Source organism: Arthrobacter sp. Y3221087 (assembly GCF_059089905.1).
In genome coordinates this window covers 879,813-906,737 of the sequence record NZ_JBNHFE010000001.1, presented here as the reverse complement: position 1 = coordinate 906,737, position 26,925 = coordinate 879,813, and the positions used below count along the sequence as shown (strand labels likewise).

At 65.1% G+C, this 26,925-nt stretch carries 27 protein-coding genes and 1 tRNA gene; 11 read left to right on the top strand and 17 right to left on the bottom strand.

The window, feature by feature from the left end:
- Window positions 1–41 precede the first annotated feature (41 nt).
- The 4 genes from AC5RUO_RS04280 to AC5RUO_RS04265 are packed head-to-tail and all read right to left on the bottom strand — an operon-like array spanning window position 42 to window position 3,479.
- Window positions 42–1,205: a cystathionine gamma-synthase gene (locus AC5RUO_RS04280; RefSeq protein ID WP_494010340.1), complete on the bottom strand. Its 1,164-nt coding sequence runs from the start codon at window positions 1,203–1,205 to the stop codon at window positions 42–44.
- 9 nt (window positions 1,206–1,214) lie between these two features.
- Window positions 1,215–2,600, bottom strand: coding sequence for a cystathionine beta-synthase (locus AC5RUO_RS04275; RefSeq protein ID WP_494102903.1), 1,386 nt, complete (start codon window positions 2,598–2,600; stop codon window positions 1,215–1,217).
- A gap of 34 nt (window positions 2,601–2,634) precedes the next feature.
- The gene (locus tag AC5RUO_RS04270) at window positions 2,635–3,012 is read right to left on the bottom strand and encodes a DUF1304 family protein (RefSeq protein ID WP_494010338.1); all 378 of its coding nucleotides are present in this window, start codon (window positions 3,010–3,012) and stop codon (window positions 2,635–2,637) included.
- A 29-nt stretch (window positions 3,013–3,041) separates the two neighbouring features.
- The gene (locus tag AC5RUO_RS04265) at window positions 3,042–3,479 is read right to left on the bottom strand and encodes a VOC family protein (RefSeq protein ID WP_494010337.1); all 438 of its coding nucleotides are present in this window, start codon (window positions 3,477–3,479) and stop codon (window positions 3,042–3,044) included.
- Between the two features lie 169 nt (window positions 3,480–3,648).
- Between AC5RUO_RS04265 and AC5RUO_RS04260 the strand changes: the two genes are divergently transcribed.
- From AC5RUO_RS04260 to AC5RUO_RS04250, 3 genes are all read left to right on the top strand, one after another.
- Window positions 3,649–4,656 carry a DNA-3-methyladenine glycosylase family protein gene (locus tag AC5RUO_RS04260; protein WP_494102902.1) on the top strand — a complete coding sequence of 336 codons (1,008 nt, stop codon included), beginning with the start codon at window positions 3,649–3,651 and terminating at the stop codon, window positions 4,654–4,656.
- Window positions 4,657–4,772: 116 nt separating this feature from the next.
- A complete protein-coding gene (locus AC5RUO_RS04255) occupies window positions 4,773–5,741 on the top strand; it encodes an ATP-binding cassette domain-containing protein (RefSeq protein WP_494102901.1) in 969 nt (322 codons plus the stop codon).
- A 20-nt stretch (window positions 5,742–5,761) separates the two neighbouring features.
- A complete protein-coding gene (locus AC5RUO_RS04250; RefSeq protein WP_494103377.1) occupies window positions 5,762–6,562 on the top strand; it encodes an ABC transporter permease in 801 nt (266 codons plus the stop codon).
- A gap of 16 nt (window positions 6,563–6,578) precedes the next feature.
- On the opposite strand, the gene AC5RUO_RS04245 is transcribed toward AC5RUO_RS04250, so the two are convergent.
- Window positions 6,579–8,258: an AMP-binding protein gene (locus tag AC5RUO_RS04245; RefSeq protein ID WP_494102900.1), complete on the bottom strand. Its 1,680-nt coding sequence runs from the start codon at window positions 8,256–8,258 to the stop codon at window positions 6,579–6,581.
- Window positions 8,259–8,351: 93 nt separating this feature from the next.
- Here AC5RUO_RS04245 and AC5RUO_RS04240 point away from each other — a divergent pair, with 93 nt between their 5' ends.
- A complete protein-coding gene (locus AC5RUO_RS04240; RefSeq protein ID WP_009357160.1) occupies window positions 8,352–8,630 on the top strand; it encodes a putative quinol monooxygenase in 279 nt (92 codons plus the stop codon).
- Window positions 8,631–8,693: 63 nt separating this feature from the next.
- On the opposite strand, the gene AC5RUO_RS04235 is transcribed toward AC5RUO_RS04240, so the two are convergent.
- Together AC5RUO_RS04235 and AC5RUO_RS04230 are read right to left on the bottom strand one after the other, a co-directional pair.
- The gene (locus AC5RUO_RS04235) at window positions 8,694–9,119 is read right to left on the bottom strand and encodes a thioredoxin family protein (RefSeq protein ID WP_494102899.1); all 426 of its coding nucleotides are present in this window, start codon (window positions 9,117–9,119) and stop codon (window positions 8,694–8,696) included.
- 126 nt (window positions 9,120–9,245) lie between these two features.
- The gene (locus tag AC5RUO_RS04230) at window positions 9,246–9,797 is read right to left on the bottom strand and encodes an acyl-CoA thioesterase (RefSeq protein WP_494010332.1); all 552 of its coding nucleotides are present in this window, start codon (window positions 9,795–9,797) and stop codon (window positions 9,246–9,248) included.
- A gap of 69 nt (window positions 9,798–9,866) precedes the next feature.
- On the opposite strand from AC5RUO_RS04230, the gene AC5RUO_RS04225 reads away from it, so the two are divergent.
- Both AC5RUO_RS04225 and AC5RUO_RS04220 read left to right on the top strand, forming a co-directional pair.
- Window positions 9,867–10,601, top strand: coding sequence for an ion channel (locus AC5RUO_RS04225; protein ID WP_494102898.1), 735 nt, complete (start codon window positions 9,867–9,869; stop codon window positions 10,599–10,601).
- Window positions 10,602–10,952: 351 nt separating this feature from the next.
- Window positions 10,953–11,966, top strand: coding sequence for a LysM peptidoglycan-binding domain-containing protein (locus AC5RUO_RS04220; RefSeq protein WP_494102897.1), 1,014 nt, complete (start codon window positions 10,953–10,955; stop codon window positions 11,964–11,966).
- A gap of 81 nt (window positions 11,967–12,047) precedes the next feature.
- Here the strand turns inward: AC5RUO_RS04220 and AC5RUO_RS04215 are convergent, their stop codons facing one another.
- Window positions 12,048–12,473, bottom strand: coding sequence for a CBS domain-containing protein (locus AC5RUO_RS04215; protein ID WP_494102896.1), 426 nt, complete (start codon window positions 12,471–12,473; stop codon window positions 12,048–12,050).
- A 252-nt stretch (window positions 12,474–12,725) separates the two neighbouring features.
- The gene (locus tag AC5RUO_RS04210) at window positions 12,726–15,356 is read right to left on the bottom strand and encodes an Ig-like domain-containing protein (protein WP_494102895.1); all 2,631 of its coding nucleotides are present in this window, start codon (window positions 15,354–15,356) and stop codon (window positions 12,726–12,728) included.
- Between the two features lie 130 nt (window positions 15,357–15,486).
- Between AC5RUO_RS04210 and AC5RUO_RS04205 the strand changes: the two genes are divergently transcribed.
- Window positions 15,487–16,140 (top strand): hypothetical protein, encoded by a 654-nt coding sequence (locus AC5RUO_RS04205; protein ID WP_494102894.1) that lies wholly within the window; start codon window positions 15,487–15,489, stop codon window positions 16,138–16,140.
- A gap of 66 nt (window positions 16,141–16,206) precedes the next feature.
- Here the strand turns inward: AC5RUO_RS04205 and AC5RUO_RS04200 are convergent.
- Together AC5RUO_RS04200 and AC5RUO_RS04195 are read right to left on the bottom strand one after the other, a co-directional pair.
- Window positions 16,207–16,288 (bottom strand) — tRNA-Tyr (locus tag AC5RUO_RS04200).
- Between the two features lie 170 nt (window positions 16,289–16,458).
- Window positions 16,459–16,713 carry a hypothetical protein gene (locus AC5RUO_RS04195; RefSeq protein WP_494102893.1) on the bottom strand — a complete coding sequence of 85 codons (255 nt, stop codon included), beginning with the start codon at window positions 16,711–16,713 and terminating at the stop codon, window positions 16,459–16,461.
- A gap of 190 nt (window positions 16,714–16,903) precedes the next feature.
- Between AC5RUO_RS04195 and AC5RUO_RS04190 the strand changes: the two genes are divergently transcribed.
- Entirely contained in the window at window positions 16,904–17,395 is a 492-nt protein-coding gene (locus AC5RUO_RS04190) for a YajQ family cyclic di-GMP-binding protein (protein ID WP_009357171.1), read from the top strand.
- Between the two features lie 139 nt (window positions 17,396–17,534).
- Here the strand turns inward: AC5RUO_RS04190 and htpX are convergent, their stop codons facing one another.
- Window positions 17,535–18,404: a zinc metalloprotease HtpX gene (gene htpX / locus AC5RUO_RS04185; RefSeq protein ID WP_494103376.1), complete on the bottom strand. Its 870-nt coding sequence runs from the start codon at window positions 18,402–18,404 to the stop codon at window positions 17,535–17,537.
- Between the two features lie 131 nt (window positions 18,405–18,535).
- Between htpX and AC5RUO_RS04180 the strand changes: the two genes are divergently transcribed.
- The 3 genes from AC5RUO_RS04180 to AC5RUO_RS04170 all read left to right on the top strand — a co-directional run bounded on the left by AC5RUO_RS04180 (window position 18,536) and on the right by AC5RUO_RS04170 (window position 21,271).
- Window positions 18,536–19,021, top strand: coding sequence for a Fur family transcriptional regulator (locus AC5RUO_RS04180; protein ID WP_494010325.1), 486 nt, complete (start codon window positions 18,536–18,538; stop codon window positions 19,019–19,021).
- Between the two features lie 7 nt (window positions 19,022–19,028).
- Window positions 19,029–20,510: a catalase gene (locus AC5RUO_RS04175; RefSeq protein ID WP_494010324.1), complete on the top strand. Its 1,482-nt coding sequence runs from the start codon at window positions 19,029–19,031 to the stop codon at window positions 20,508–20,510.
- Between the two features lie 125 nt (window positions 20,511–20,635).
- Entirely contained in the window at window positions 20,636–21,271 is a 636-nt protein-coding gene (locus AC5RUO_RS04170; RefSeq protein ID WP_494102892.1) for a DUF2461 domain-containing protein, read from the top strand.
- Between the two features lie 50 nt (window positions 21,272–21,321).
- On the opposite strand, the gene AC5RUO_RS04165 is transcribed toward AC5RUO_RS04170, so the two are convergent.
- The 5 genes from AC5RUO_RS04165 to exaC all read right to left on the bottom strand — a co-directional run bounded on the left by AC5RUO_RS04165 (window position 21,322) and on the right by exaC (window position 26,745).
- Window positions 21,322–21,924, bottom strand: a complete 603-nt coding sequence (locus AC5RUO_RS04165) for a TetR/AcrR family transcriptional regulator (RefSeq protein ID WP_494010322.1) — start codon at window positions 21,922–21,924, stop codon at window positions 21,322–21,324.
- Between the two features lie 88 nt (window positions 21,925–22,012).
- A complete protein-coding gene (locus AC5RUO_RS04160) occupies window positions 22,013–23,578 on the bottom strand; it encodes an amino acid permease (RefSeq protein ID WP_494102891.1) in 1,566 nt (521 codons plus the stop codon).
- A 174-nt stretch (window positions 23,579–23,752) separates the two neighbouring features.
- A complete protein-coding gene (locus tag AC5RUO_RS04155; protein ID WP_494010320.1) occupies window positions 23,753–24,160 on the bottom strand; it encodes a DUF779 domain-containing protein in 408 nt (135 codons plus the stop codon).
- On the bottom strand, window positions 24,160–25,182 hold the full coding sequence (adhP, locus tag AC5RUO_RS04150) for an alcohol dehydrogenase AdhP (protein ID WP_494102890.1): 1,023 nt from the start codon (window positions 25,180–25,182) through the stop codon (window positions 24,160–24,162). Before adhP ends, AC5RUO_RS04155 begins: the two co-directional genes overlap by 1 nt.
- A gap of 39 nt (window positions 25,183–25,221) precedes the next feature.
- Window positions 25,222–26,745, bottom strand: coding sequence for an acetaldehyde dehydrogenase ExaC (exaC, locus tag AC5RUO_RS04145; RefSeq protein WP_494102889.1), 1,524 nt, complete (start codon window positions 26,743–26,745; stop codon window positions 25,222–25,224).
- Between the last annotated feature and the right edge of the window lie 180 nt (window positions 26,746–26,925).

Below are 26,925 nucleotides of genomic sequence, written 5' to 3'. Positions count from 1 at the left end.
GGAGCCTAGCTGGCTTCCTTGAAGAAAGCCAGCTAGCGCAGCTAGGGAATGGAGGTGAACGCCTGCTCCAGGTCCGCGATCAGGTCCTCCACGTCCTCGATGCCGCAGGAGAGCCGGAGCAGGTTCACCGGAACGGCCAGTTCGGTGCCCTTGACCGAGGCGTGGGTCATTTCGGAGGGGTAGTTCATCAGGGATTCGATTCCGCCGAGCGACTCGGCCAGCATGAACACCCTGGTGGACTCGGCCACCTTCCGGGCAGCGGCCTCACCGCCCTTGAACTGGACGGACACCATGCCGCCGAAGCTGCGCATCTGCCGCTTTGCCAGCTCATGGCCCGGGTGCGTGGGCAGGCCCGGGTACAGGACGGCCTCCACCTCGGGGCGTTCCAGCAGCCACTCGGCAACGGCCTGGCCATTGACGCTGTGCCGGTCCATCCGCACGCCCAGGGTCTTCAGGCCTCGCGTGGTAAGGAAGGCGTCCATGGGCCCGGACACCGCTCCAACGGCGAACTGGATGAAGCCGATCTTTTCGGCCAGCTCCGCGTCCTTGACGACGACGGCGCCGCCCACCACGTCCGAGTGCCCGCCGATGTACTTGGTGGTGGAATGGATCACGATGTCGGCGCCCAGGGCGAGCGGGGTCTGAAGATAGGGGGACGCGAAGGTGTTGTCGACGACGAGGAGGGCGCCGGCGTCGTGCGCTATCCCGGCGAGCGCGGCGATGTCGGTGATCTTCATCAGCGGGTTGGAGGGCGTCTCCACCCACAGCAAACGGGTCTTGTTCGCGGCCACAGCCTGCCGGACGGTGTCCAGGTTGGCCATGTCCACGGGTGTGTTGCCGATTCCCCACTCACCCAGCACGCGGCTGATGAGACGGTAGGTCCCGCCGTAGGCGTCGTTGCCGAGCACGATGTGGTCCCCCGGGCGGGTCAGCGCCCGGATCAGCGCGTCCTCCGCGGCGAGGCCGGAGCCGAAGCTGTAGGCGTGGGTGCCGAGCTCCAGCGCGGCCAGCTGCTCCTGCAGGGAGTCGCGGGTGGGATTGCCGCCGCGGCCGTACTCGTAGCCGTCCCGGAGTCCCCCGATGCCGTCCTGGGCATAGGTGGTGGCGAAGTGCACGGGCGGCACCACGGCACCGGTGCGGGGCTCGAAATCCTGCCCGGCGTGCACGGCGCGGGTGTTGAAACCTTGGTTTGCAGAGGCTGACATGGTGCTCCTTTAGTTGCTGAGGTAGGCCAGAAGGTCGTGGCGGGTCAGGATGCCGATCGGGGCGCCGACGAACGTGACCATGACGGTGTCCACGTCCGACAGCAGCTCGCGGGCGGCGCTGATGGTTTCCAGCGAGCCGATCACGGGCAGCTTGGGACCCATGTGTTCGGAGATTTTGTCCGTCAGCCTGGCTTCGCCGCGGAAGAGCTTGGCGGTCAGGCTGCGCTCGTCCACGGCGCCCAGGACCTCGCCCATGACCACGGGCGGCTCCTGTGACAGGACCGGGATGTGGCTGACGCCGAACTCGTTCATGATGTTGATGACGTCGCGGACGGACTCGTTCGGGTGGATGTGCACCAGGTCCGGCAGCTCGCCGTTCTTGGACTTGATCACCTCGCCCACGGAGGTCTCCTCGCCGCCGGACAGGAAGCCGTAGGAGCGCATCCACTGGTCGTTGAAGATCTTGGCAAGGTAGCCGCGGCCCGAGTCGGGCAGGATCACGACGACGACCGCACTTTCCGGCAGGTCCCGCGCCGCCTGCAGCGCGGCCACCACGGCCATGCCCGAGGAGCCGCCCACCAGGAGGCCTTCCTCGCGGGCCAGGCGGCGGGTCATGGCGAAGGAATCGGCGTCGCTGACGGCGATCACCTGGTCCGGGACGGACTTGTCGTAGTTCGCCGGCCACATGTCCTCGCCCACCCCTTCGACGAAGTAAGGGCGTCCGGTGCCGCCCGAGTAGACCGAACCTTCCGGATCGGCGCCGATAATCCGGACCACGCCGCCGTCGGACTCCGGCCGGTTGGCCGAGACCTCCTTCAGGTAGCGGCCGGTGCCGGTGATGGTGCCGCCGGTGCCGGCGCCGATGACGCAGTGCGTGACCCAGCCGTCGGTGTCCCGCCAGATTTCCGGGCCGGTGGTCCGGTAGTGGCTCTCGGGGGCTGCGGGATTCGAGAACTGGTCCGGCTTGTACGCCCCGGGAGTTTCACGGACGATCCGATCCGAGACGCCGTAGTAGCTCTGCGGGCTGTCCGGGGGCACGGCGGTGGGCGTCACCACCACCTCGGCGCCGTAGGCCTGGAGCACGGCGCGTTTGTCCTCGCCCACCTTGTCCGGCACCACGAACACGCACTTGTAGCCCTTCTGCTGGGCCACCAGCGCCAGGCCGACCCCGGTGTTTCCCGAAGTGGGCTCAACGATGGTCCCGCCGGGCTGGATCTTGCCGTCCCGCTCGGCGTCCTCCACCATCTGGGCGGCGATCCGGTCCTTGATGGATCCGCCCGGGTTCAGGTACTCCAGTTTCACCAGGACCGTGGCTTTGATGCCCTCAGTCACGTGGTTGAGTTTGATGAGCGGGGTATTGCCGATGAGGTCCAGGATGGACTGGGCGTACTTCATAGGTACAAAGCTACCGCTTCCTGCCCCGCCGGTTTCAGGCGGCAAACATCAGCAGGAGGATTACCGCCGGGAAGAGCGACTGTCCGATGCCGCTGACCCACAGCCGGGGTTCGCTGATGATCAGCACGATGCCCAGGATGAAGTGCGCGATGCACATCAAAGTAACCGTGGTGCGGCCCGCGGTGACCTCGCCAACGTTGGCGAGCACCACGCCGGCAATGCCGAACAGGCCCCAGACGATGTTGTAGAACCCGACGTTGACCGTCCAGAGCCGGACGGCAGCGGTGTCCTCCGGGTTGATCAGGAAGATTGGGTGGAGCCGCTGGTCCTTGTAGCGGAAGGCTTCCAGCAGTCCGACGGTGATCAGGACCAGCCCGGTAAGGACGGCCAGCACCTGCACGGGGATACTCATGGCTACGCTTTGCCCTGGCTGCCGGACGGCTAGGCGGGGGCGCCGTCCGCGGTGGCCCCGGTGTCCGCGGCCTGGCCTGCCTCGTCTGCGGGCAGGTTCTCCCAGAGGCCCATCACGTTGCCCTCGGTGTCCTTGAAGTAGGCGAAGGAGCCCATCCCGGGAATGGTTTCCTTGCCCTTGACCACGGCACCGCCCAGCGACTCCACTGTCTGCAGGGTGGCGTTGATGTCCGCCACGTCCACCGTGATCACCGGGGTCTTGAGGTCAGGATCCCTGGCGAACATGCCGCCATTGATGGCGCCGGGTTCCGTGGGCACGCCCGTTGATTCGTCCATCGGCGTGGTGACCACCATGTTGTAGTCCATGCCCGGGACGGGGTCGATCCGCCAGCCAAGGGCCTCCTGGTAGAACTTCCGGGCCCGTTCCTGGTCGTCCGCGGGGATTTCGAAATGCACTACTCCACCCACTGTTTCCTCCTGGTCTTTCGAGCTTCCGGCGCGGTGTTTTCCGCACCACACGCTGGAGTCTAGTCCTGGTATCAGTGCAGGTTAAGGGTCATTTTCCTGCCCCCGGGATGCCACCGCGGGGAGGGCTGAAGGCAGGCGGATGTCGCAGGGGCGTGGGACGATTGGGGACATGACCATTACTGAGGCACCTCCCCGGCTGGCAGCCGCCGCGGACGCCTCACTCCGGTGGTATCCGGGCGGCCCGTACAACTTGGGCAGGACGCTGGGACCGCTCCTGCGCGGCAACAGCGATCCGTCCTTCAGTGTCCAGGGCGGTGCCATCTGGAACGCGTTCACGACGGCGGAGGGCCCGGTGACGCTCCGGTTGACCTCCGTCGAGGGCACGGAGGGCGGGCCCGGCGCGGGGATAGGGGTGGACCCCTTCGTGGATATCCAGGCTTGGGGTCCCGGTGCCGCCGCGGCCGTGAAGACTGCGCCCCGGCTCCTGGGCGCCGACGACGACTGGCGGGGCTTTGACGAGGCGGACTTTAGCGCAACCCTGCCCCGCATGGTCCGTGAAGCGCGGCGCCGGAGCCTGGGGCTGCGCCTTCCCGCCAGCGGCCGGATGGTGGACCAGTTGGTGCCCCTCATTCTGGAGCAGAAGGTGACGGTGATCGAGGCGCGGCGGGCGTACCGGTACCTGGTGCACCGCTATGGAACGCCGGCACCGGCGGCCGGCTCCTCCACACCTGCCGGGCTGGTGGTGGGACCCACCGCATCCCAGTGGCTGCAGGTTCCCAGCTGGGAGTGGCACAGGGCGGGTGTGGGGCCACAGCGTTCGGCGACTGTCATGCGCGCGCTGCGGTCCGCCGTCGCGCTTGAACGGCTGGCAGCCCTGCCGGCCGCCGAGGCCGGGACTAAGCTGCAGACCATCCCGGGCATCGGTATCTGGACTGCCGCCGAGGTGGTGCAGCGGACCCACGGATGCCCCGATTCCATCTCGGTGGGCGACTACCACCTGGCGGCGTACGTGGGTGCGGCGCTGACCGGCCGGCGCACCGACGACGCCGGGATGCTCCGGCTGCTGGAACCGTGGACGGGGCACCGGCAGCGCGTGGTCCGCATGATCCAAGCCAGCGGTTTCCGCAAGCCCACCTTCGGTCCGCGGATGACCATCCAGGACCACCGCCGGCACTGACCTGGAGACTGGGACTGCCGCCGGGGTAGAGGGCGTGGACTGGCAGGTCCGGCGGGTATAGCGTGGCGCAAGGGACCCCTACCCGAGTGCCCCGCATGCATCCTTTGGAGCCGGCGATGATCCATACGGAAAAACTCACCAAGACCTTCCAGGTCAAGAAGGAAACTGTAGAAGCCGTCAAGGGCGTGGACATCGATGTTGCCCCCGGCGAACTGGTGGCGTTCCTGGGACCGAATGGCGCGGGCAAATCCACCACACTGCGGATGCTCACCACCCTGCTCCGCCCCACCTCCGGCTCCGCCACCGTAGCCGGAGTGGACGTGGCCGCCGACCCCGCCGGCGTACGGGCACGGATCGGCTACATCGGCCAGGGCAACGGCGGCGGGCACAGCTTCCGCGTGATCGACGAACTGGTGATGCAGGGCCGCTTCTACGGCATGAACACATCCGACGCCGCGGCCCGCGCGCAGGAACTGCTGCACTCCCTGGACCTAGCAGACCTGGCCAAACGCACGGTCATCAAGCTCTCCGGAGGCCAGCGGCGCCGGATGGACGTGGCACTCGGCCTGATGCACTCCCCCAGGCTGCTGTTCCTCGACGAACCGTCCACCGGGATGGATCCGCAAAACCGGGCCAACCTCTGGGACCACATCATGCGGTTGCGCCAGGAACACGGCACCACGATCGTCCTCACTACGCACTACATGGACGAAGCGGACTCGATGTCCGAGCGGGTGATCGTCATCGACCACGGCCGGATCATCGCCGATGACACGGCCGCGCGCCTGAAAGCCAACCTCGCCGGCGACCTGCTGGCCGTCGAAGTGGCGGCCGAGTCCGCCCCGGCCGTGCGGGGACTCCTGGGCCGGGCGGCGGCAGGCGGCGAAGTGCAGGAAAACAGGCTCGACGGCGTGGTGACGTTCCGGCTGCGCCTGCCGGAAGGTGCACGGATCGCCCCGTCCCTCCTGAAGGGCATGAACGACGCCGGCGCTCCCGCCCAGTCAATCGAGCTGAAGCCGCCCACCCTGGACGACGTTTTCCTCGAACTGACCGGCCGCAACCTCCGGGAAGGAGCCAACCAGTGAGCACCCAATCGCTCCGCCACATCGCCGGCACCGGGGACGCCACGAGGACGCCAGGCCTGGGACGGGTCCTGCGGGACACAAGGTACGTCTTCTGGCGCGAGATGCTGCTGCCGCTGCGCGACCCGTTTTCCCTGATCTTCTCCCTGATCCAGCCGCTGGTGTTCCTCGGTTTGTTCGGCCCGTTGCTCAGTGCCTCGGTGGGAGCCCCGGCCTTCGGCGGCCAATCCACCCTGCAGTGGTTCCTGCCCGGCGTGGTGGTAATGATCGCCCTGTTCGGCACCTCGATGACCGGTTCCAATTTGCAGTACGAGCTAATGACCGGTTCCTACGAGCGGATCCTCGCCACTCCCCTGTCCCGCTCTTCACTGATGATCGGCCGGGCACTCAAGGAATGGGCGCCGCTGGTGCTCCAGGGACTCCTCATCGCCCTGGTCTGCATCCCGTTCGGGTTCGTCTTCCACCCGCTGCATGTGCTGCTGGGCCTGGTGATCCTGGGAATCTTCGGCATCGGCCTGGGCGCACTCTCCTACGCCCTGGCGCTGGTGTCGCAGAACAAGGAGTGGATCTTCTGGGGCGTGCAGCAGACCCTGCTCTTTCCGCTGATGATCCTGTCCGGGATCATGCTGCCCATCGAAGCCGGTCCTGCCTGGATGAAGACCGCCAGCCTGTTCAACCCGCTGACCTATCTGGTGAACTCCGAGAGGGAGCTGTTCGCGGGAACAATCGGGGAGCACACGCTGTGGGGACTCGTGGCAGCGGCGGTGACGGCCGCCGTCGGCCTGGCGGTGGGGATCAGGACCATCAGCCGCGACATCCGCTAGGGCCCGGCAGCGCAGGTCACAGCCCCAGCCGGGCCACGGCCTCCTCGCGCATCTGGACCTTCCGGATCTTGCCGGAAACCGTCATGGGGAAGCTGTCCCGCACCTCCACGTAGCGCGGGATCTTGTAGTGGGCCAGGTTCCCGCGGCAGAATCCGGCAAGGGCATCCGCGTCCAGCGGTTCTGCGCCGGGTTTGAGGATGATGCAGGCCATCAGTTCCTCGCCGTACTTCTCGTCCGGCACTCCGATCACCTGCACGTCCTGGATCGCAGGATGGGTGTAGAGGAACTCCTCGATTTCGCGGGGGTAGATGTTCTCGCCCCCGCGGATCACCATGTCTTTGATCCGCCCCTCGATCACCACGTACCCGTCGTCGTCAATGTAGGCAAGGTCCCCGGTGTGCATCCAGCCGTCCGCGTCGATGGCCTCCGCTGTCTTCTCCGGCTGGTTCCAGTACCCCGCCATCACGGCGTAGCCGCGCGTGCACAGTTCCCCGATTTCGCCCCGCTCCAGCACGTTGCCCGTGGCAGGATCGATAACCTGGCTTTCCAGCCGCGGCATGGTGCGGCCCACCGTCTCCGTCCGGTGCTGCAGCGTGTCCCCCTGCCGGGTCATGGTGGACACCGGCGAGGTTTCGGTCATGCCGTAGCAGATGGCCACATCCTTCATGTGCATGTCCGAGATGACCCGTTTCATGACCTCGACCGGGCACGGGGAACCGGCCATCACACCGGTGCGCAGCGTGGACAGGTCATAGGTGGCGAAGTCCGGCAGGGCAAGCTCGGCGATGAACATGGTGGGGACCCCGTAGAGGGACGTCCCGCCGAAGTCCTGCACGGCCTCCAGGGCTGCCGCCGGCGAGAATCCCCTGCCCGGGATGATGGTGGCGGCGCCGTGGCTGAGGGCGTTCAGGTTCCCGATGACCATGCCGAAGCAGTGGTAGAACGGCACCGGGATGACTACCCGGTCGTGCTCGGTGTACCCGAGCAGTTCCCCGATGGCATAGCCGTTGTTCAGGATGTTGTGGTGGGTCAAGGTGGCGCCCTTGGGGAACCCGGTGGTGCCGGACGTGTACTGCAGGTTGATGGGGTCGTGCGGGCCCAGTTCCGCCATTCGGGCAATCAGGGTGGAATGCGCGACGGCGTCCGCGCCCTTCAGCAGTTCGGCATACGTCAGTTCCGCCGCACCCAGTGGGGCCACGCCGCCGTCGGGCCCCTCACCGCCGGGGGCCGGAAGGAAGACCAGTTCACGCAGGTCCGGACTTTCGGCGAGCGCCCGGCGCGCCATGCCCACATAGTCGCTGTTCCGGTCCGACGGGGCCGTAACCAGCATCCGCATGCCGTTCTGCTTCACCACGAATTCCAGTTCGTGGCTGCGGTACGCCGGATTGACGTTGACCAGGATGGCGCCCACCTTGGCGGTGGCATACTGCAGCAGGGTCCACTCGGCGCAGTTAGGGCTCCAGATCCCCACCCGCTCCCTCTTGCTGATGCCCAGGGCGAGGAGCCCGCGGGCCAGCCGGTCGACGTCGTCGTTCATCTTGGTGTAGCTCCACCGCCGGGCATCCGCGCCCGGAACCGGGCCTGCCTCTATCAGCGCGTCGTGGTAGGGAAACCTCGCCACCGCCCGCTCAAAGTTGGCGCCGAGGGTCTCCTCGAGCAGCGGAACGTCAGTGTCCCCGGCTGTATAAGCACGCATGCTGGCACGCTACCAACAGGTCCGGTGCAAATGAAGCATCCCCGCCCGCGCAACAGAACGGGAGCTGGTGCGCGGGCCGGTATTGTGAAATCCATGAGTGCACCGATCGACCTGCAGGCAACGTTCATCCCCAACGAAGGCGAATTTTTCCGCGTGAAGCTCGCGCTGGAAATCGCCATTGACGAGGTGGTGAACGAGCCGGGCTGCATCCGCTACGAACTGACGGAAGCCACCGAGGAGAAGCTGGTCCTGACCGAACAATGGGCCTCGGAAGAGGACCTGGAGAAGCACTCCAAGGGCATCGCCGTGCAGGACCTGAACGAATCGCTGAGCGCACTGCTCGCCGAACCCGTCAAGGTGGAGCGCATCTAGCGCAGCCTTAAACAGCGAAGCGGGACCCTTCTGAGGGGTCCCGCTTCGCTGTTTAAAGAAGACTTAGAGGTCGGGGATCTGGGAACCGTCCTGGGGGCCCGCCGGCTTGCTGGCCGCAGCCGCGGCCTCTTCCCGCTGGCGTGCCACGTGGGCGTGGACTTCCTCCATGTCCAGCGCCTTCACCGCGTCCACCACCTGTTCGAGCTGCTGGGCGTTCAGGGCGCCGGGCTGCGAGAACACCAGCACCTTTTCGCGGAAGGCCATCAGGGTGGGGATGGACGTGATGCCGGCCTCGGCGGCCAGCTGCTGCTCGGCCTCCGTGTCCACCTTCGTGAAGAGGACATCCGGGTGGTTCTCGGAAACAGCCGAGTACGTGGGGCCGAACTGCTTGCAGGGCCCGCACCATTCAGCCCAGAAATCGACCAGGACAATATCGTTGCCCTCAATGGTTGACGCGAACTGTTCACCTGTGATGTCAAGGGTAGCCATGTGTCCACGCTACGCGCGATCGCCACCAAAGTCCCGGCCAAGGGCCCCTGTTCGCTCCCCGCGTCATCGGGAATAACCCGGAACGCGATCATATTCATGCAGCACCGGGGCACCTAGTCTGGGGGATCAGCCCCTGGCCCAAAGATGCGGGGCGGGTGTACGGCTGCCGGGCAGGGCACTGGCTGCACGCCAATCGTGGAGCCAGTCCGGCAGGACCAGGTCCGCAGGTGGTGCGCCGAATTCGCGCAGGATCTCCTCCAGACCCACCGGCCCGGCCTTGGTGACCAGGCGGGTGGCGATGTACGCACGCGCGTAAATTTCGCCGTCGGCCACCATACGCTGCTCGAAGTAGACGGCTTTGGCATCCAGCCCGATAATGCGCGTTTCAATGCTGTACCGCTGCCACAGCTGCAGCGACTTCCGGAAGCTGATGGTTTCGGCGGCCACAACGGGGCCCCAGCCGCGGCGGCGCATGTGCTTCCACACGCCGCTGCGCACCATCAGGTCGAACCGGCCCAAGTCCATGAGGGACAGGTACATGCCGTTGTTGACGTGCATGGCGATATCGATGTCTGTTGGGAGCACCCGCAGCGGCAGCGAAGAGCTGTCCCACACGGTGATCGGCTGCCGGCGGACGGAGGTGAACAGCAGGAGGAGGGTTCTCAGGAGCAGGTGCATCCCCCTATGCTACCCGTGGGTAACATAGGGGCCGGGACCGGGTGCCGACGGCGAGCTAGGATTTCGTCCATGACCCAACAACGCTACCGGGACCTGGCGGAGTGGCCGCTGATGGCAACCGCGCTCGTGTTCCTGGCGGCCTATGCTTGGCAGGTCATCGGGCGGGTCGAAGGCGGCGGAGCCATCTGGCTGGAGGCCGTCATGTGGGCCACCTGGGGGATCTTCGTCGTGGACTATGCGGCAAACCTGTGGCTCGCCCGGGACCGGTGGAACTGGTTCGTCCGGAACCTGCACGAGCTCCTTATAGTGGCCCTGCCGCTCTTCCGTCCCTTGCGCCTGCTGCGGCTTGTGACACTGTTGTCCGTCCTGCACCGGACCATCGGCGAGACCCTGAGGGGCCGCGTGGTCACGTACGTTGCCGGTTCTGCCGCCCTGCTGGTTTTCGTCGGCGCGCTCGCTGTCCTCGATGTGGAACAGTCCGCGCCGGATGCCAAGATTGTCACTTTTGGCGATGCGCTGTGGTGGGGAATCACAACCATCACCACGGTGGGTTACGGGGACATGTATCCGGTGACCCCCATCGGCCGGCTGGTGGCAGCCGCCCTCATGATGAGCGGCATTGCCGTCCTTGGCGTGGTGACCGCGTCCATCGCCTCGTGGCTGGTCCAGCGCGTGGAGGATACCGCCGAGACCGTGGCCGAGGCAGTGGAGGAGCCGGTCCGGGTTGAAGTGGCGGAGCTGGTGGCAGAGATTGCCGCGCTCCGCCGGGAGGTTGCGGAACTCAAGGAGCAGCGCACGCTCTAGGCGCTCACCGAGCAAGTATCGGGCACCCGCCGCTTTGCGTAGCAGCGCCGCCGCCGGCAAGTACCGGCCCCGAAAATTCGGGTATTTCCTACTGGTGCCAGGACCTGTACGCACTTCCTAGACTCGGGATTCCTAGGACCAAATACGCGCTGGCGGGGCCCCCGGGTTGGCTTCCAGGGGGTGTCCGCTTCCTCGCGGAGCCTCCGTATTTTCTGGGTATGCGGACGCCTCCATCCCGCGCTGCTTGCGGCCCGGTTACACACCGGAGCCGTCGGAGCGCTGCACCTCGATCCGTCCCGCCTGCCGCTGTTCCTGCGTGCCTGGCCGGGACCGACTCCGGATGGGCCACCCATGAACCAGCCTTACCTCACCAACCCCGAAGCCGAGAGCAGAAGCTTCGCCACCGACGAACCCCGAACCGACCTTGTTGCAGTCCGTCCGGCCATCAGCAACCGGTTGTGGGCGGGCATGGCCACAGCCGCCGTGGTTGCAGCCGTGGGCGTTGGAGCCCTCGCGGCGCCCGCTTCCCTGACCGAAAGTACGACGGCGTCCGGCCAGGTTGCCGGCGCGGTGGCACCCGCGGAGGGCGCTGCCCCCGCAGTGGATGCTGCGAGCCAGGAACCTGCTGCTGCCGTCCCGGCAGAGGCAGCCCCGGCGGCCGAAGCACCCGCTCCTGCAGAACCTGCACCAGCAGAAGCGACCCCCGCGGAACCTGCGGCTGTCGAACCGGCACCGCCGCCCGCACCGGAACCTGCGCCCGCCCCCGCAGACCAAAATCTTTATACGGTGGTGGCCGGCGACACGGTTGGGAGCATCGCAGCCAGGCATGGAGTGGACACGAATGCCATGCTCGCCGCGAACGGGCTGAGCCCGTACAGCATCATCGTCCCGGGCCAGACTCTCGTCCTGACCGGCCCGCCGGTGGCAGCCCCGGCGGCCGCCGCACCCGAGGCCGTCCCCGCCGCGGCGCCGGCTCCGGCTCCTGCACCTGCTCCTGCTGCGGCACCCGCTCCTGCCTTGGTTCCCGCAGCACCTCCAGTCCGGACCATCTATGTGGCCGGCGCCGGTGGCCAGGCAATGGTGGACGCCTGCATCGGCCCCATCCACTACACCCCCGGCGATGCGTACTCACTCTTCATCACCGAGCATGATTACTGCGGCGGCTGGGCACGTTTCTCCGGGATCGGAGTAGGCGAAACCGTGAGCATCCCCGGCTACGGCACTTACACGGTGACGGCCAGGGGCCAGGTCCCCAACCCGGGCACCACCAACGACGTGCTGAATGTCTTCGGCGGCTTCCCCCGCGCCATCCTGCAGACCTGCATCCCGGGGACCAGCCAGATGCTCCTGATCGCGCTGAACTGACCTTTTCAAAAGTTTGTCCGCGGGTCCGGACCCTCAAGGGCTGGATCCGCGGACAAGGGGCAGGTTGCTGCCGCGTTGGCGCTACACGTGGTGCCGCTCTGAAATGTGCTCCACCAGTTCGCCAACCCGCTGTTCCGAGTAGTTGCGGGCGATGTCGCCTTGGCTGATGATGCCGACCATCCTGTGGTCGGAGATCACCGGCAGACGCCGAACCTGGTGCCGTTCCATCATGTCGATGGCTTCGTCCACGTTGGCGTCGGCATCTACCCAGTAGGGCGTTCCGGTTTCCAGTTCACGGGCCATCATGTCGGCCGGGTTGCGCCCGGCGGCGACGCACTTGAGCACAATGTCGCGGTCGGTGATCATGCCCTTCAACTTGCCGTCATCACCGCAAATCGGCAGCGAGCCGCAGTCAAGGTCCATCATCATCCGGGCTGCGTCCACCAGGGTCTGGTCTTCGGTAATACATCGTGCATCCGTGGTCATGAATTCACGTACAGCACTCATTGAATCCTCCTTCATCGATGGATTTATCGACGCAAGGCATCGGGGCACCAGCGCCGATATCGCCAGCCTACGCCGGGCCGGTGCAGGTGTCGATGGCGGATTTTGTATGTACGGAGCTGCCCGGTTGTCCCCCGCGGAGGGACTACTCCCCTCATCGTTTCAGGGGGAATTGACTATGGTGCGGGGACATTTCGCGGGCACGAAAAAGCCTCCGGAACCTGGTGGTTCCGGAGGCTTCTCAGCAAACCTGGCCTACCTGTACGTGAGCACCAGCTTGGGTGCGTATGCGCCGCTGGACGCTTCCTTGGAGTTGAGATCCAGGCCGTCGCTGCTGTTGGCGTCCATACCTAGAGAGAGCTGTTGGCCGAGCTCACCGGCCAGAGCGCCGACCGTGAGCGTAATGCTGTAGTTCGTGTTGGTCGCTGTTGGGCCGAGTGTGCCGACGCCGGATCCGAGAGCCGGACGGACGTTATACGTGATCCCCGTTTCAGTCCAATTGTCGTCAGTGACCAGCTTGACGTTCTGCGTACCCGTGGACCCACTGCCGGCGCTGCGCAGCTGCAGTGTGGCACTCTCCAGTGTCTTCCCAGCAAGCCCTGTCAGGTCGAACTTAAAGTAAGCGACCTCTACGGGGCTGGTGTCGGAGCCCAGTATCGTGCTCGCGGCGTAGTTTGTCGTGGGCGTCCCACTGGAAACGTAGGTGTCAGCCGTGGCCTGGAGTGTGACGGTCTGGGACGTGCCGCCGCTCGCGGCAGCCGTGGTGAAGGTCCAGGTCTTGGCCGATGCTAGGGCGTTGCCGGCAAGGTCCTTCGCTCCGGTGGAGATCGTCGCGGTGTAGGTCGTGCCGGCTGCCAGATCGGCCGTAGGATCCAGGGTCGCGACTTTGCCCGTGCTGTCCAGAACCACATTGGCCGACACCGCGTTGGTGCCATTCTTCAACGTGAATGACGGCGTAACCGTCGATCCGTTCATCGCTTCCGAGAAGGTCGCCGTCACGTTCGACGTAACTGCCACGCCTGTGGCAGTGTCAGCCGGAGAAGTGCTCGTCACAGTCGGCGCCGTTGTATCAGCAGTGCCCGCGGGAGCCGTGGTGAACGTCCACGTCTTGTCCGACGCAAGCGCGTTACCGGCGGCATCCTTGACTCCACTGGCGCCGCCCTTGATCGTGGCCGTGTAGACCGTACCGGCTGCAAGGTCCGCACCAGGGTTTAATGTGGCAATCTTGCCGGTGCTATCCAACGACACAGCCGCTGACGCCGCCGGCGTCAGCGTGAACGTGGAGGATGTCACCGATGACCCGCTCATCGGCTCTGAGAACGTGCCCGTCACATTCGCCGTTGTTGCCACACCGGTCGCTCCGGCAGCCGGAGAAGTACTTGTCACAGTCGGAGGGGTCGTGTCCGTAGTCCCGCCACTGCCGCTGCTGCCCTCGTAAAAGTGCCAGTACCGGCTGGTGGAGTTCACATCGGCGAGCAACAGTAGGCCGCTGTTCGCCGTGCCGCGTGCAGAACTGTTGAGGTTCTGCTTGGTTGATGTGACGTTGTGGACATACTGGTCCGCATCCACAATCCGGGCCGTCTTTGTGGTGGTGAAGCTGATGGTGTCCAACGGGGTGGACTTCTCGTAAATCGCTCCCCCCGAACTGGTGCAGGCACCGGCGTTTGTCGTGCCGCTCGGCTTCGGATACGTGGCGAATGTACGCAGCCTCTGGGCGGCTTCATCAATCAAAACAATCACCCGGTTGGGGCACTCCGCCACGGTAGCGATCGTGTGCGCCGACCACGCCGCCGTCGAAACGTTCAAAGCCAACAATTGGATCAGCGGCTGGGACGAAGACGTAAACGAGGTCTTGATGGCGGCGAAAACCTTGTCAGACGAAGAATCCAGCCACTTAAGGTTCATATGGTCATCACCGCTGCGCTGTCCCGAAACCGCCGCGACCGGAGTGGACCAAGTTGTGTTCGCCGCTCCATCAGCGCGATAGCTCCAGTACATGCCATCGGTAGAGTCCCCGACCTGGCGGCTCCACATCACGCCGATCTTGTTTCCGCCGAATGCAATCACAGCCGACGTGTCGTCAATGGACACGTTGCTCAACGATGCAGGATGCGGGAACGGTGTCCCCCACGTCTTGCCATCCGTTGCAGTGACATTCAGGTAGATCCGGTTCCCCTGCTGCCACGTGGCCCACACCCGGCCTGTGGAGTCTTTGTCGATGGACAGGGCTTCGACGCGGTAGTTGTTGATTTGAGATGAGCCCAGGCTGGTATACGTCTTGGTGCTCGAGTTGTAGCTGTAGCGGCGCAGCGTCGTCGGGTAGTTCGGTTCAGCCGCTACGCCGTCGTTGACGAACCGGTAGCTCGCCACATGCAGGGTGGTTCCGTCCCAGAGCACGTCGTGATGGGTGCTCGCACGCGTTTCCGTCGTCACACCCGTACTGGCCCACGAGCTCGTTGAAGGGTTGAACCGGAAAATCTCAAAATCCGAGCTTGCCGTGTCCCACATGTTCCCCCACCAGATCCCGTCGTGGAACCATAAGCCGCTCGTGGACCGCTTCGTCCCAGTCGGCGTTCCCGTCCCGGAATGCGATGGACCCTCCACCCCCACATCACCCGTCGCCGCCGATGCCGGAACCGGCACCACCAGGGCAGCAACGGCGAGCAGCAGCGCTGTCAGCAATCCATGGAATCTCAGGGCTCGAAACCTGCCTGGGCGGAGAGTTGTTCTGCGTCGATCATCCTGCTTCGCGCCGGCCTGCTTGGTCCTGCGGCCATCACCGAAGCCGCTCATGGAAAAGGACGAAGGGTACATCATGATTGCTCCCCGGAATGTCAAATAATCCTCAAGTTCGTCCAGTCTCAGGCGCTCCAAAATGGAAAGCAATCCCTAACCGCGGCTACGTAACCCCCCTAATTTTCCACTCCTCGAACCCCTACCAGAGTCGCTTGCAAGCAGTGGCTTGGCAGCAAGGTGTGACATAGAGTGTGGCTACCATTTTCTCTTCGGGGACATCATGAAGCCTTTCTGCCTGATACCGGTTCTCCTCCTGACGCTTGCCTCCTGCACCTCGCCCCCACCCACCCCGGATGGTCCCTCCTCGGGAGCGGCCACCGAAGCGGCTGCCTCGCCTTCGGCGCCATCATCCCCGACGGCTCTTGCGGCCCGTCCCTACCGGGTCACCACTGGATCTGGTGCCGAGATCAACTTCTTGCTGCCCGCGACTGCCGCTGACACTGGGATCGCCGCAATCGAGGCTTACCGGGTCAAGGCCGGCGCGGCCCCCGTTTCATATCTTGTAGTGGATGTTGACAACCGCAGAGGGACTGAACCCGTCAACCTGTACGCGGTCAGCGCCTTTGATACAAAAGGACGCCAGGTCACGTTCTCCAGTGTTGCCGACGTAATCCACAGTTGGGGGCCGACCTACAGCTACGATTTCGGCTGGAAGATGGGCGATGGCAGCGCCGTAGAGGAGGCTGCGGCCAGCAGGCTCAAGCGCGAGGCTACCGACCTGCACAGCGCCAACTCGAACAACAACGTGGGTGTGGCTGAGCAGTCCAGGATTGTTCTGGCGGCGCACGACGCCCATCTGCCCTCCGAGTTCGTGCGGGTTACCGTGCAGCCCTTCGGCATGGAAGTTGAACTGGAGGCCACGCCGGCGTCCTGACTCCCGGGGACCGGAGCATAAAAAAGACCCGCCCGGATCTCGTACAAGATCCGGACGGGTCCGTTGTGGCAGATGAGGGATTCGAACCCCCGTAGGCGTTGCCAGCTGATTTACAGTCAGCCCCCTTTGGCCGCTCGGGTAATCTGCCGAACTTCTCAAAAGAAGACCCCGGCTGCAGTCTTCAGAACGTCCGTTTCCGGGCCGTTCCGCTTCCAGTAACCGCGGGCAAGACAACTTTACAGAACTTCTGCCGAAGAATCGAATCGAGCCCCAGCCAGGCGTTCAAACCCCTGTACTTCGCGGAATTTGGGGGAGCAATCACGCCTCGCCCAGGATCCTCCCGGCAAGTTTCGCCTCGAACTTTTCGGCCTGTTCCTCGGTGATCTGGTTCAGCTGCACCGCCCGCTGCAGATCCGCGTGGACTCCTTCCAACCGGGAAGAGGCATCGGCTACCGGGCTGAAGATGACGGACGCGGCCACGGCAGCCGCAGCCACCGATGTTGCCGCCGTTGCCACCGCCCCGGCTACGGCTGTGGTGGTTCTCGTGACGTACGAGACGGCTTTGCGGTGCATTGGTATTTCCCTTTCGAGCTGCTGTCCAACAGGTACAACCTTCCACCGCGCTCCTTGGTTCCCTCCTGACGTCCGCTGACAGGGAACTGTGAATCCTCCAGTCCGCCGCGCGGTGCATCCGTACTAGGCTTGAAGGCAGTGATCCCAAGCCCTGATTGTGCGCAGGGCTCCCACCCTTAGAAGGAGAGTCATGGCAGGCGAGTCAACGTTCGACGTCGTAAGCAAGGTGGACAAGCAGGAAGTCGCCAACGCCCTAAACCAGTCCCAAAAGGAAATCGCCCAGCGCTACGACTTCAAAGGCGTTGGCGCCGAGATCGACTTCAGCGGCGAAAAAATCCTCATGAAGGCCAACTCGGAAGAACGAGTCAAGGCCGTCTTGGATGTGTTCCAGTCCAAGCTGATCAAGCGCGGCATCTCGCTGAAGTCCCTGGACAGCGGCGAGCCATACGCCTCCGGCAAGGAGTACCGCCTTGAAGCCTCCATCAAGGAAGGCATCGCCCAGGACCTGGCAAAGAAGATCAACAAGCTCATCCGCGACGAAGGGCCCAAGTCGGTCAAGTCCCAGATCCAGGGCGACGAGCTCCGCGTCTCGTCCAAGTCCCGCGACGACTTGCAGGCCACCATGGCACTGCTGAAGGACTTCGACGAAGCCGACCTGCAGTTCGTGAACTTCCGCAGCTGACGGCGGTTCGCCGTCGTCCTTCGACGCGCAATATACCTGCCGCTACGGAAAGAGGCCGGCGCACCCGGAAGATGGGGTCCGCGGCCTCTTTGCGTGTCGGGAACAGCTACGGCGTCCAGGGCCCGACGGCGGCACCCGGCTACCGCAGCGGGCGGCTGGCCATCCGCTCCAGCCGCGCAATCCGGTCCCGCATGGGCGGGTGGGTGGCGAACAGCCTGGTCATCGCGCCGCCCCGGAACGGGTTGGCGATCATCAGGTGGGATGCGTTAACCAAGCGCTGGTCCTGCGGCAGCGGTGCGATGCTGACGCCCCGCTCGATCTTGGCCAGGGCTGAGGCGAGCGCCAGCGGATCGCCGGTGAGCTGCGAGCCGTCCTCGTCGGCGTCGTACTCCCTGGTGCGCGAGATGGCCATCTGGATCAGCGACGCCGCGAACGGTGCCAGCAGGGCCATGGCGATCATTGCCAGCGGGTTGGCGTTGCGGCGGTCGCTGCCGCCGAAGAACAGCAGCATCTGGCCCACCGAGGTGATGACACCGGCGACGGCGGCCGCCACGGACGAAGTGAGGATGTCCCGGTTGTAGACGTGCATGAGCTCGTGGCCCAGGACGCCGCGGAGCTCCCGCGCGTCCAGGAGCTGCAGGATCCCCTCCGTGCAGCAGACGGCCGCGTTCTGGGGGTTGCGCCCGGTGGCGAAGGCGTTCGGGTTCGTGGTGGGTGAGATGTAGATGCGCGGCATGGGCTGGCCGGCCCGCGCGGACAGCTCCCGGACTATCTGGTAAAGCTGTGGCGCCTGCCCCTCGCTGACGGGATAGGCGGCCATGGACCGGATGGCAATTTTGTCGCTGTTCCAATAGCCATAGGCCGTGGTGCCGACGCCCACCAGCGCCATGATCCAAATAGGCGCGGAACTGCGCATGCTCGCACCAATCAGGGCGCCCAGGCCGAGAAGCACGGCCCAGAGCACGCCGAACAGCGCCGCAGTCTTAAGTCCATTGTGATGCCGATGCACGTCCATTCCCCTCTGTCTTTTCGCTGTTACAGCTTAGGAACTGGGCGGCCGGCCCCATAGTTCCAGCCCCCTTTTCCGAGGTTAGCCAATCCTTATTGTGAGATATTCATAATAAGTGCTTCAATGGAGCCATGACGGAGCACTACGACGGCCACGAGGACTGGGCTGGAGCCCTGCGCGCCCACGGCCGCCGGGTGACCAAGCAGCGGCTTGCCGTGCTGGCCGCCGTCGAACGCCACCCCCACTCCCCTGCGGAAAGCATCCTTGCTGCTGCCCGGGCAGAACTCCCCGAGCTGACCGCGCAGTCCGTTTACGTGGTCCTTGGGGACCTCACCGACCTGCACATGCTGCGGCGTTTCGAACCCCCGCACTCCCCCGCGCTGTACGAAACCCGGGTAGGCGACAACCACCACCACGCCATCTGCATCAGTTGCGGCCGCGTGGAGGACGTGGATTGCGCCGTCGGGCACGCGCCGTGCCTGACGCCCCACTGGGATGAGAACGCCAAGCCGATGACCATCCAGATCGCAGACGTCATGTACCAGGGCATCTGCCAGGACTGCCAGCAGTCCCAACAACTTCCTTCCAATCGTCCCTCGCAAGTAACAGAGAAATAGGAGAATAATGACTGTCGTTTCGACAACCCAGTCTGGTGCCCCCGTCACATCCGACGCGCACTCCAAGTCAGTTGGTGCCGATGGTGCCATCATCCTGACTGACCACTACCTGGTGGAAAAGCTCGCCCAGTTCAACCGCGAGCGGGTTCCGGAGCGTGTGGTGCACGCCAAGGGCGGCGGTGCATTCGGCACGTTCAAGACCACCGAGGATGTCTCGAAGTACACCAAGGCCGCGTTCCTGCAGCCGGGCGTCGAGACCGAGATGCTGATCCGCTTCTCCTCCGTGGCCGGCGAGAACGGCTCCCCGGACACCTGGCGCGACCCCCGCGGTTTCGCCGTGAAGTTCTACACCTCCGAGGGCAACTACGACCTCGTCGGAAACAACACCCCGGTGTTCTTCATCCGCGACGGCATCAAGTTCCCGGACTTCATCCACTCCCAGAAGCGCCTTCCCGGCACGCACCTGCGCGACGCTGACATGCAGTGGGACTTCTGGACCCTGTCCCCCGAGTCTGCCCACCAGGTCACCTGGCTGATGGGTGACCGCGGCCTGCCCGCCTCCTGGCGCGAAATGCAGGGCTACGGCTCGCACACCTACCAGTGGATCAACGCCGAAGGCGAGCGGTTCTGGGTCAAGTACCACTTCCACTCCAACCAGGGCGTGAAGAACATGACGTCCGAGCAGGCCGAAGCACTGGCCGGTTCGGACGCGGACTTCTACATCCGCGACCTGCACGAGAACATCGAAGCCGGCAACCTGCCCTCCTGGGACCTGCACGTCCAGGTCATGCCCTACGAGGACGCCAAGACCTACCGCTTCAACCCGTTCGACCTGACCAAGGTCTGGCCGCACGCCGACTACCCGCTGATCAAGGTGGGCACCATGGAGCTGAACCGGAACCCGGAGAACTACTTCGCGCAGATCGAGCAGGCCACCTTCGCGCCGTCGAACTTCGTGCCGGGCATCGCCGCCTCCCCGGACAAGATGCTGCAGGCCCGCATCTTCTCCTACGCGGACGCACACCGCTACCGCGTGGGCACCAACCACGCCCAGATCCCGGTGAACCAGCCCAAGAGCCAGGTCAACAACTACAGCCAGGACGGCGCCGGACGCTACCTGTTCAACGCCCCGTCCGTTCCGGTTTACGCCCCGAACACCTTCGGTGGCCCGGCTGCACTTGAACCGCAGAACCCGGCAGGCGGCTGGGAGAACGACGGCGAACTGACCCTCGCCGCGCACTCCCTGCACGCCGAGGACGGCGACTTCGTCCAGGCCGGCACCCTGTACCGCGAGGTCTACGACGAAGCTGCCAAGGCCCGCTTCCTCGAGACCATCACCGGCGCGGTGGGCGGCGTCAAGCGCTCCGACATCAAGGAACGCGCCATCCAGTACTGGACCAACGTTGACGCCGAACTCGGCGCCAAGCTGCGCGCCAACCTCGGCGCAGCACCCCTCTCCGACGCTGAGGCAGCCAACAAGATCGGCTGATTCTCCGCTCGCTGAGCATTGAAACCACCCCGTCACGGATGTCCGTGGCGGGGTGGTTTTTTGCTCTGTCCACATAGCAGCAGGATCTCTGGCCCGCCGGCCTGGGCGCTCCCTAGGATCGCTGTATGAAAACTTTCCAGGGCATAACTGCCGCCGCTTTCGGGTTCTATGCCGACCTGCAGGAGAACAACAACCGGGAGTGGTGGCTGGAGCACAAGGACAGCTACCAGTCACTGGTCCGTGATCCGCTCGCCTCGCTCCTGGCGGAACTGGAGCCCCGGTTCGGGCCTGGCCGGCTGTTCCGCCCCAACCGGGACATCCGGTTCTCACTGGACAAGTCCCCCTACAAAACGGCCCAGGGCGCGTTCGCCTCCGTGCAGGAAGGCGTGGGCTATTACCTCCAGGTCAGCGCGGAGGGCCTGCTGGTGGGCGGCGGCTACCACTCCCACTCCCCTGCCCAGCTGGTGAGGTACCGGAACGCGGTGGACGCCTCGGGCACGGGCGAGTCGCTGCGGCATATTGTGGACGCCGTGGCCACCGCGGGCTTCGCGGTGGAGGGAGAGAAACTCAAGACGGTGCCGCGGGGCTATGGCCGCGACCACCCGCGGGCCGAACTCCTTAAGCACAAGTCACTTGCGGCGAGCGTAGACCTGGGCCAGCCTGCCTGGCTGGAAACTCCTGCCGCAGTCGGCGAAATCTCCGGGCTGTGGGACCAGCTGCGCCCGTTGGTTGACTGGGTGGGCCGCCACGCCGCCCCGTAGCAGCCGGCGACTGTTCCGGATTTTCGCTGGGCTGCGGTGGGCTGACCTGGTCAGGCTTCATGCGCTGCGGCCAGGCGGGTCTCGAGGTTGTTGAAAAAGACCGAGAGCATCAGTTCGAAAGCCTTGGTGGCCGCCTCCGGCTCATTCATGACCACGAAGTCGAACTGCAGCCCGTAAAAGGTTGAGGTGAAGAGCCGGGCGTCGGTGTCCGCGTATTCCTCGGGGATGCCCTGCACCACCAGCCAGTCGCGGGTCTTGTGGTGGAGCATCCGGAAGTGTTCCTGCGAGGTTCCGCGGGGTTCTGCCGCCACGATGTCCTGGGCGGTGGCCTCGAATTCGAGCCGGGTCAGGTGGCGGTTCCGCTGGGCCATGGTCCACTGCCAGGACTCAAGCAGGAACTCCCGCCAGGCTGCGCGGTCGATGTCCCCGACATCGGTGTTCCGCATCCTGTCCAGGCGGGATTCGATGGACACCACGATGTCATTGATCAGCTGCTCCCGGTTTCCAAAGTGGTAGACCAGCACGTAGGCACTCATGCCCAGCCCTTCCGCGAGGCTCCGGAAGGTCAGCTCCGCCAGGGTCTTGTCCATCAGGTAGTCGAGGATGGCGCCCAGCAGCTCGGCTTTTCGTTCGGTTCGTGTCGGGCGTGCCATGAATCCATCCTACGAGCCGGCGCCGTTCCGGAAGCCGGGCATGGAAATGCCCGCCCGGGGCCGGCCCGGGCGGGCATCATCAGGGCTCTCAGGCCCGCGAGTACTCGTCTTCGTTATCGGAGTCGCGCTGGTCCGCATCGCTACCTGATAAAGCCGCGCCGTTGACGGCGCTGCTGGCTGCGCCGAAGCGTTCGTTGAGGCGCGAGTGGCGCTGGCCGTAGGCAAAGTAGATCGCCATGCCGATGGCCAGCCAGATGGCGAAGAAGATCCAGGTCTCCACGGCCAGGTTGGTCATCAGGTAGAGGCAGAGCACTGCGGAAACGACCGGAAGGACCTTGCCGAACGGGACGCGGAAGGCGGGCTTCAGGTCCGGCCGCTTCTTGCGCAGCACCAGGATGCCCAGGCTGACCACAACGAAGGCGGACAGGGTGCCGATGTTGATCATTTCCTCGAGCAGGTCCACGTTGGTCAGCCCGGCCACCAGGGCAACCGCGGCGCCGCAGATGACCTGGAGGCGGACCGGCGTCGCGCGCTTCTCGCTGGTCTTGGACAGCGCCCGGGGCAGGAGTCCGTCGCGGCTCATGGCCAGGACCACGCGGGACAGGCCCATCAGCAGCACCATGATCACGGTGGTCAGGCCCACCAGGGAACCGAACGCGATGATTTTCGCGGCGGAGGTGTCGCCCACGGCTTCGAACGCGGTGGTGAGGGTGGGGTTTTCCGCCTCGGCCAGCTGGGTGTAGGAGACCATGCCGGTCAGCGCCAGCGACACCAGGATGTAGAGCAGGGTCACCAGGGCCAGTCCGCCGAAGATGCCGCGCGGCAGGGTCTTCTGCGGGTTCTTCACTTCCTCGGCGGAGGTGGCCACCACGTCAAAACCGATGAAGGCGAAGAACACCAGGGCTGCGCCGGCGAAGATCCCCAAGGTGCCATACTGGGCCGGGGCCGCGCCCGTGAGGAACCCGAAGAACGACTGCTTCAGGACGTCGGCGGCACCGGTGCCGCCCGTGGGCTCGGCCGCGGGAATGAACGGGGCGTAGTTTTCGAACTTCACATAGGTGAAACCCACCACGATCACGAACAGGACGACGCCGATCTTAATGAGCGTGAAAATGTTTCCCACCCGGGCGGACAGCTTGGTGCCGAGCACCAGCAGCACCGTGAAGACGGCAACGATGAGGAACGCGCCCCAGTAGAGGTCCACGCCGCCCAGCGAGACGGCCGGCGGAATGTTTGCCCCCATGAGGGCGAACACCTTGCTGAGGTAGATGCCCCAGTATTTGGCGATCACGGCAGCGGCGGTGAAGAGCTCCAGGATCAGGTTCCAGCCGATGATCCAGGCAAGGAGTTCGCCCATAGTGGCGTAGGTGAAGACGTAGGCGGAGCCCGCCACCGGGATGGCGGTGGCGAATTCGGCGTAGCACATGATCGCCAGCGCGCAGGTGATGGCGGCGACGGCGAAGGACACGGTGACGGCGGGGCCGGAGAAGTTGGCTGCGGCCTTGGCGCCCACCGAGAAGATACCGGCGCCGACAGCAACGGCGACGCCCATGATCATGAGGTCCCAGGTGCTGAGGGAGCGCTTGAGCTTGCGTCCGGGCTCATCGGCGTCGGCTATCGACTGCTCGATGGATTTGGTCCGGAGAAGGTTCATAGGGGATCACAATCCTGATTTCGGATGGAAACAGACTTATCCACGATAGTGTCCATCCACTGGACGGTCCCAATTGTTCCGAATGCTGAGACGCTGGTTTTACCGAACTTTGTTCCGTAAAAGCACTTGGGGCCCTTCCGATGAAGAGCCCCAAGTGCTTTTAGACCGAACTAGCTAGCAAGGCCAGCCCATCAGGGTGGACCGGATCAGGAAGCGTTTGCCCTCGGGCGCCTCCACCGAGAAGCCGCTCCCCCGGCCGTTGACCACGTCAACGGTCAGGTGGGTGTGGCTCCAGTAGTTGAACTGCTCCCGGGACATCCAGAACTCCAGCGGCCGTGGTTCCACCCCGCCGGACAGGTCAAACAGCCCCAGCAGGACGTCGGAGTCACCGGTCAGGAAGTCGCCCACGGGATAGCACATGGGCGATGACCCGTCGCAGCACCCTCCGGACTGGTGGAACATGAGCGGCCCGTGCCGGAGCCACAGCGAGCGGAGCAGGTCCGCGGCCGCCGGGGTCAGCGCCACCCGGGAGAAGTCCTCCCCGGGCAGTGTCACTGCGGCATGGAGCCGGTCCGGTGCCATCAGAACCTCAGGACCACGCGGCCGTCGATCTTGGCGTGCTTCATCTCGTCGAACACCGCGTTGACCTCGGAAAGCTCCCGGACCGAGACCGTGGGATGGATCTTGCCCTGGGCGTAGAAGTCCAGCGCCTCCTCCATATCCTGCCGGGTGCCCACTATGGAACCGCGCACGGTGAGGCCCTTGAGCACAATCTCGAAGATCGGTGCCGGAAAGTCTCCCGGCGGCAGGCCGTTGAATACGATGGTGCCGCCGCGGCGGGCCATGCCGATGGCCTGGCCGAATGCTGACGGGTGCACCGCAGTGACCAGGACTCCATGGCAACCTCCGGTTTCGCGCTGGATCACTTCAACGGGGTCCTCGTGCAGGGCGTTGACGGCCAGTTCAGCGCCGTGGGCCTTGGCGAGGGCCAGCTTGTCATCGGCGATGTCGACGGCGGCCACCCGCAGTCCCATCGCCACGGCGTACTGGACGGCAATGTGGCCCAGGCCGCCGATGCCCGAGATGGTGACCCACTGGCCGGGCTTGGCTTCGGTCATCTTCAGGCCTTTGTAGACCGTGACGCCGGCGCAGAGCACCGGTGCCACCTCGACGGGGTCGGAGCCCGCCGGTATGCGGGCGGCAAAGCGCGAGTCCACCAGCATGTATTCGCCGAAGGAGCCGTCCACGCTGTAGCCGCCGTTCTTCTGTGCTTCGCACAGGGTTTCCCAGCCGGTGCGGCAGTACTGGCAGTCGCCGCAGGCGGACCACAGCCAGGCGTTGCCCACCAGGTCGCCCACGGCGAGGTTGGTGACGCCCTCGCCGAGGGCCACTACTTCGCCCACGCCCTCGTGGCCGGGAACGAAGGGCGGCGCGGGCTTGACCGGCCAGTCACCCTCGGCGGCGTGGAGGTCCGTGTGACAGACGCCGGTGGTGAGCACCTTGACCAGTGCCTCCCCCGGGCCGGGGGTGGGAACGGCGATGTCCTGGACCTGGAGGTCCTGGCCGAATTCGTTTACTACTGCTGCTTGCATTGTCGTCGTCATTGGCGAAATCCTTGCGTCGTTGTAGCGGAAGTGGAGCGTTTAGAAGAAGCCGAGCTTGTTCTCGTTGTAGCTGACCAGCAGGTTCTTGGTCTGCTGGTAGTGGTCCAGCATCATGGCGTGGTTCTCGCGCCCGATGCCCGAGGACTTGTAGCCGCCGAACGCGGCGCCCGCCGGGTAGGCGTGGTAGTTGTTGACCCAGACGCGGCCGGCCTGGATTTCGCGCCCGGCCCGGTAGGCGATGTTGCCGTTGCGGGACCACACGCCGGCGCCCAGGCCGTAGAGGGTGTCGTTGGCGATGCCCATGGCGTCGTTGTAGTCGCTGAACTTCGTCACCGAGACAACGGGCCCGAAGATTTCCTCCTGGAAGATCCGCATCCTGTTGTGGCCCTCGAACACGGTGGGCTGGACGTAGTAGCCGCCGGCCAAATCACCGGGCAGTTCGGCACGTCCGCCGCCGGTGAGCACCTTGGCGCCTTCCTGCTTGCCGATGTCGATGTAGGAGAGGATCTTCTCCAATTGGTCGTTGGAGGCCTGGGCGCCCACCTGCGTGTCGGTGTCCAGCGGATCGCCCTGCACCATCTTCTCCACCCGGGCCACGGCGTCGGCCATGAAGGAGTCGTAGATGTCCTCCTGGACCAGGGCGCGGGACGGGCAGGTGCACACCTCGCCCTGGTTGAAGGCAAACAGCGCGAAGCCTTCCTGGGCCTTGTCGTAGAAGGCGTCGTTTTCCTGCGCGACGTCGTTGAAGAAGATGTTGGGGCTCTTGCCGCCGAGTTCGAGCGTGACGGGGATCAGGTTCTGGCTGGCGTACTTGCTGATCAGGCGGCCCGTGGTGGTCTCCCCGGTGAACGCGATCTTGCGGATCCGCGGGCTGGAGGCCAGCGGCTTGCCGGCCTCGACGCCGAAGCCGTTGACCACGTTGACCACGCCCGCGGGCAGCAGGTCACCGATGAGTTCCATCAGCACCAGGATGGACGACGGCGTTTGCTCGGCGGGCTTGAGGACGACGGCGTTGCCGGCGGCGAGTGCCGGTGCCAGCTTCCACACTGCCATCAGGATGGGGAAGTTCCAGGGGATGATCTGGCCCACGACGCCGAGCGGCTCGTGGAAGTGGTAGGCGGTGGTGTCGTCGTCCAGCTGGGAAAGGGTGCCCTCCTGGGCTCGGACGGCGGAGGCGAAGTAGCGGAAGTGGTCCGAGGCGAGCGGAAGGTCGGCGTTGAGTGTCTCGCGGACGGGCTTGCCGTTGTCCCACGTTTCGGCGACGGCGAGCATCTCCAGGTTCTCGTCAATGCGGTCGGCGATCTTGTTGAGGATCGCGGCCCGCTCCGCCACGGAGGTCTTGCCCCAGGACGGGGCTGCCTTGTGGGCCGCATCAAGGGCGAGGTCGATGTCCTCGGCAGTGCCGCGGGCCACCTCGCAGAAGGCCTTTCCCGTCACCGGCGTGATGTTCTCGAAGTACTGGCCCTTGACGGGGGCAACCCACTCGCCGCCGATCCAGTTCTCGTAGCGGTCCTTGAAGGTGACCTTCGAGCCCTCGGTTCCGGGCTGTGCGTAAACGGTCATTTGCTAGCTCCTTTGCTGTGCAGAAGGCGGCCCGGTTCGGGCGCTTGCCGTTGGAGCCAGCGTAGGAGCACGCAGGTTGCAGCCAGGTTGCAACCCTGTGTCACAGGTCACTAGATAGAGCTAGTCGTACGTGGGCCCACGCCCGCCGGGTTCCCTGGCCGTGGAGCCGCCCGGCGAGGG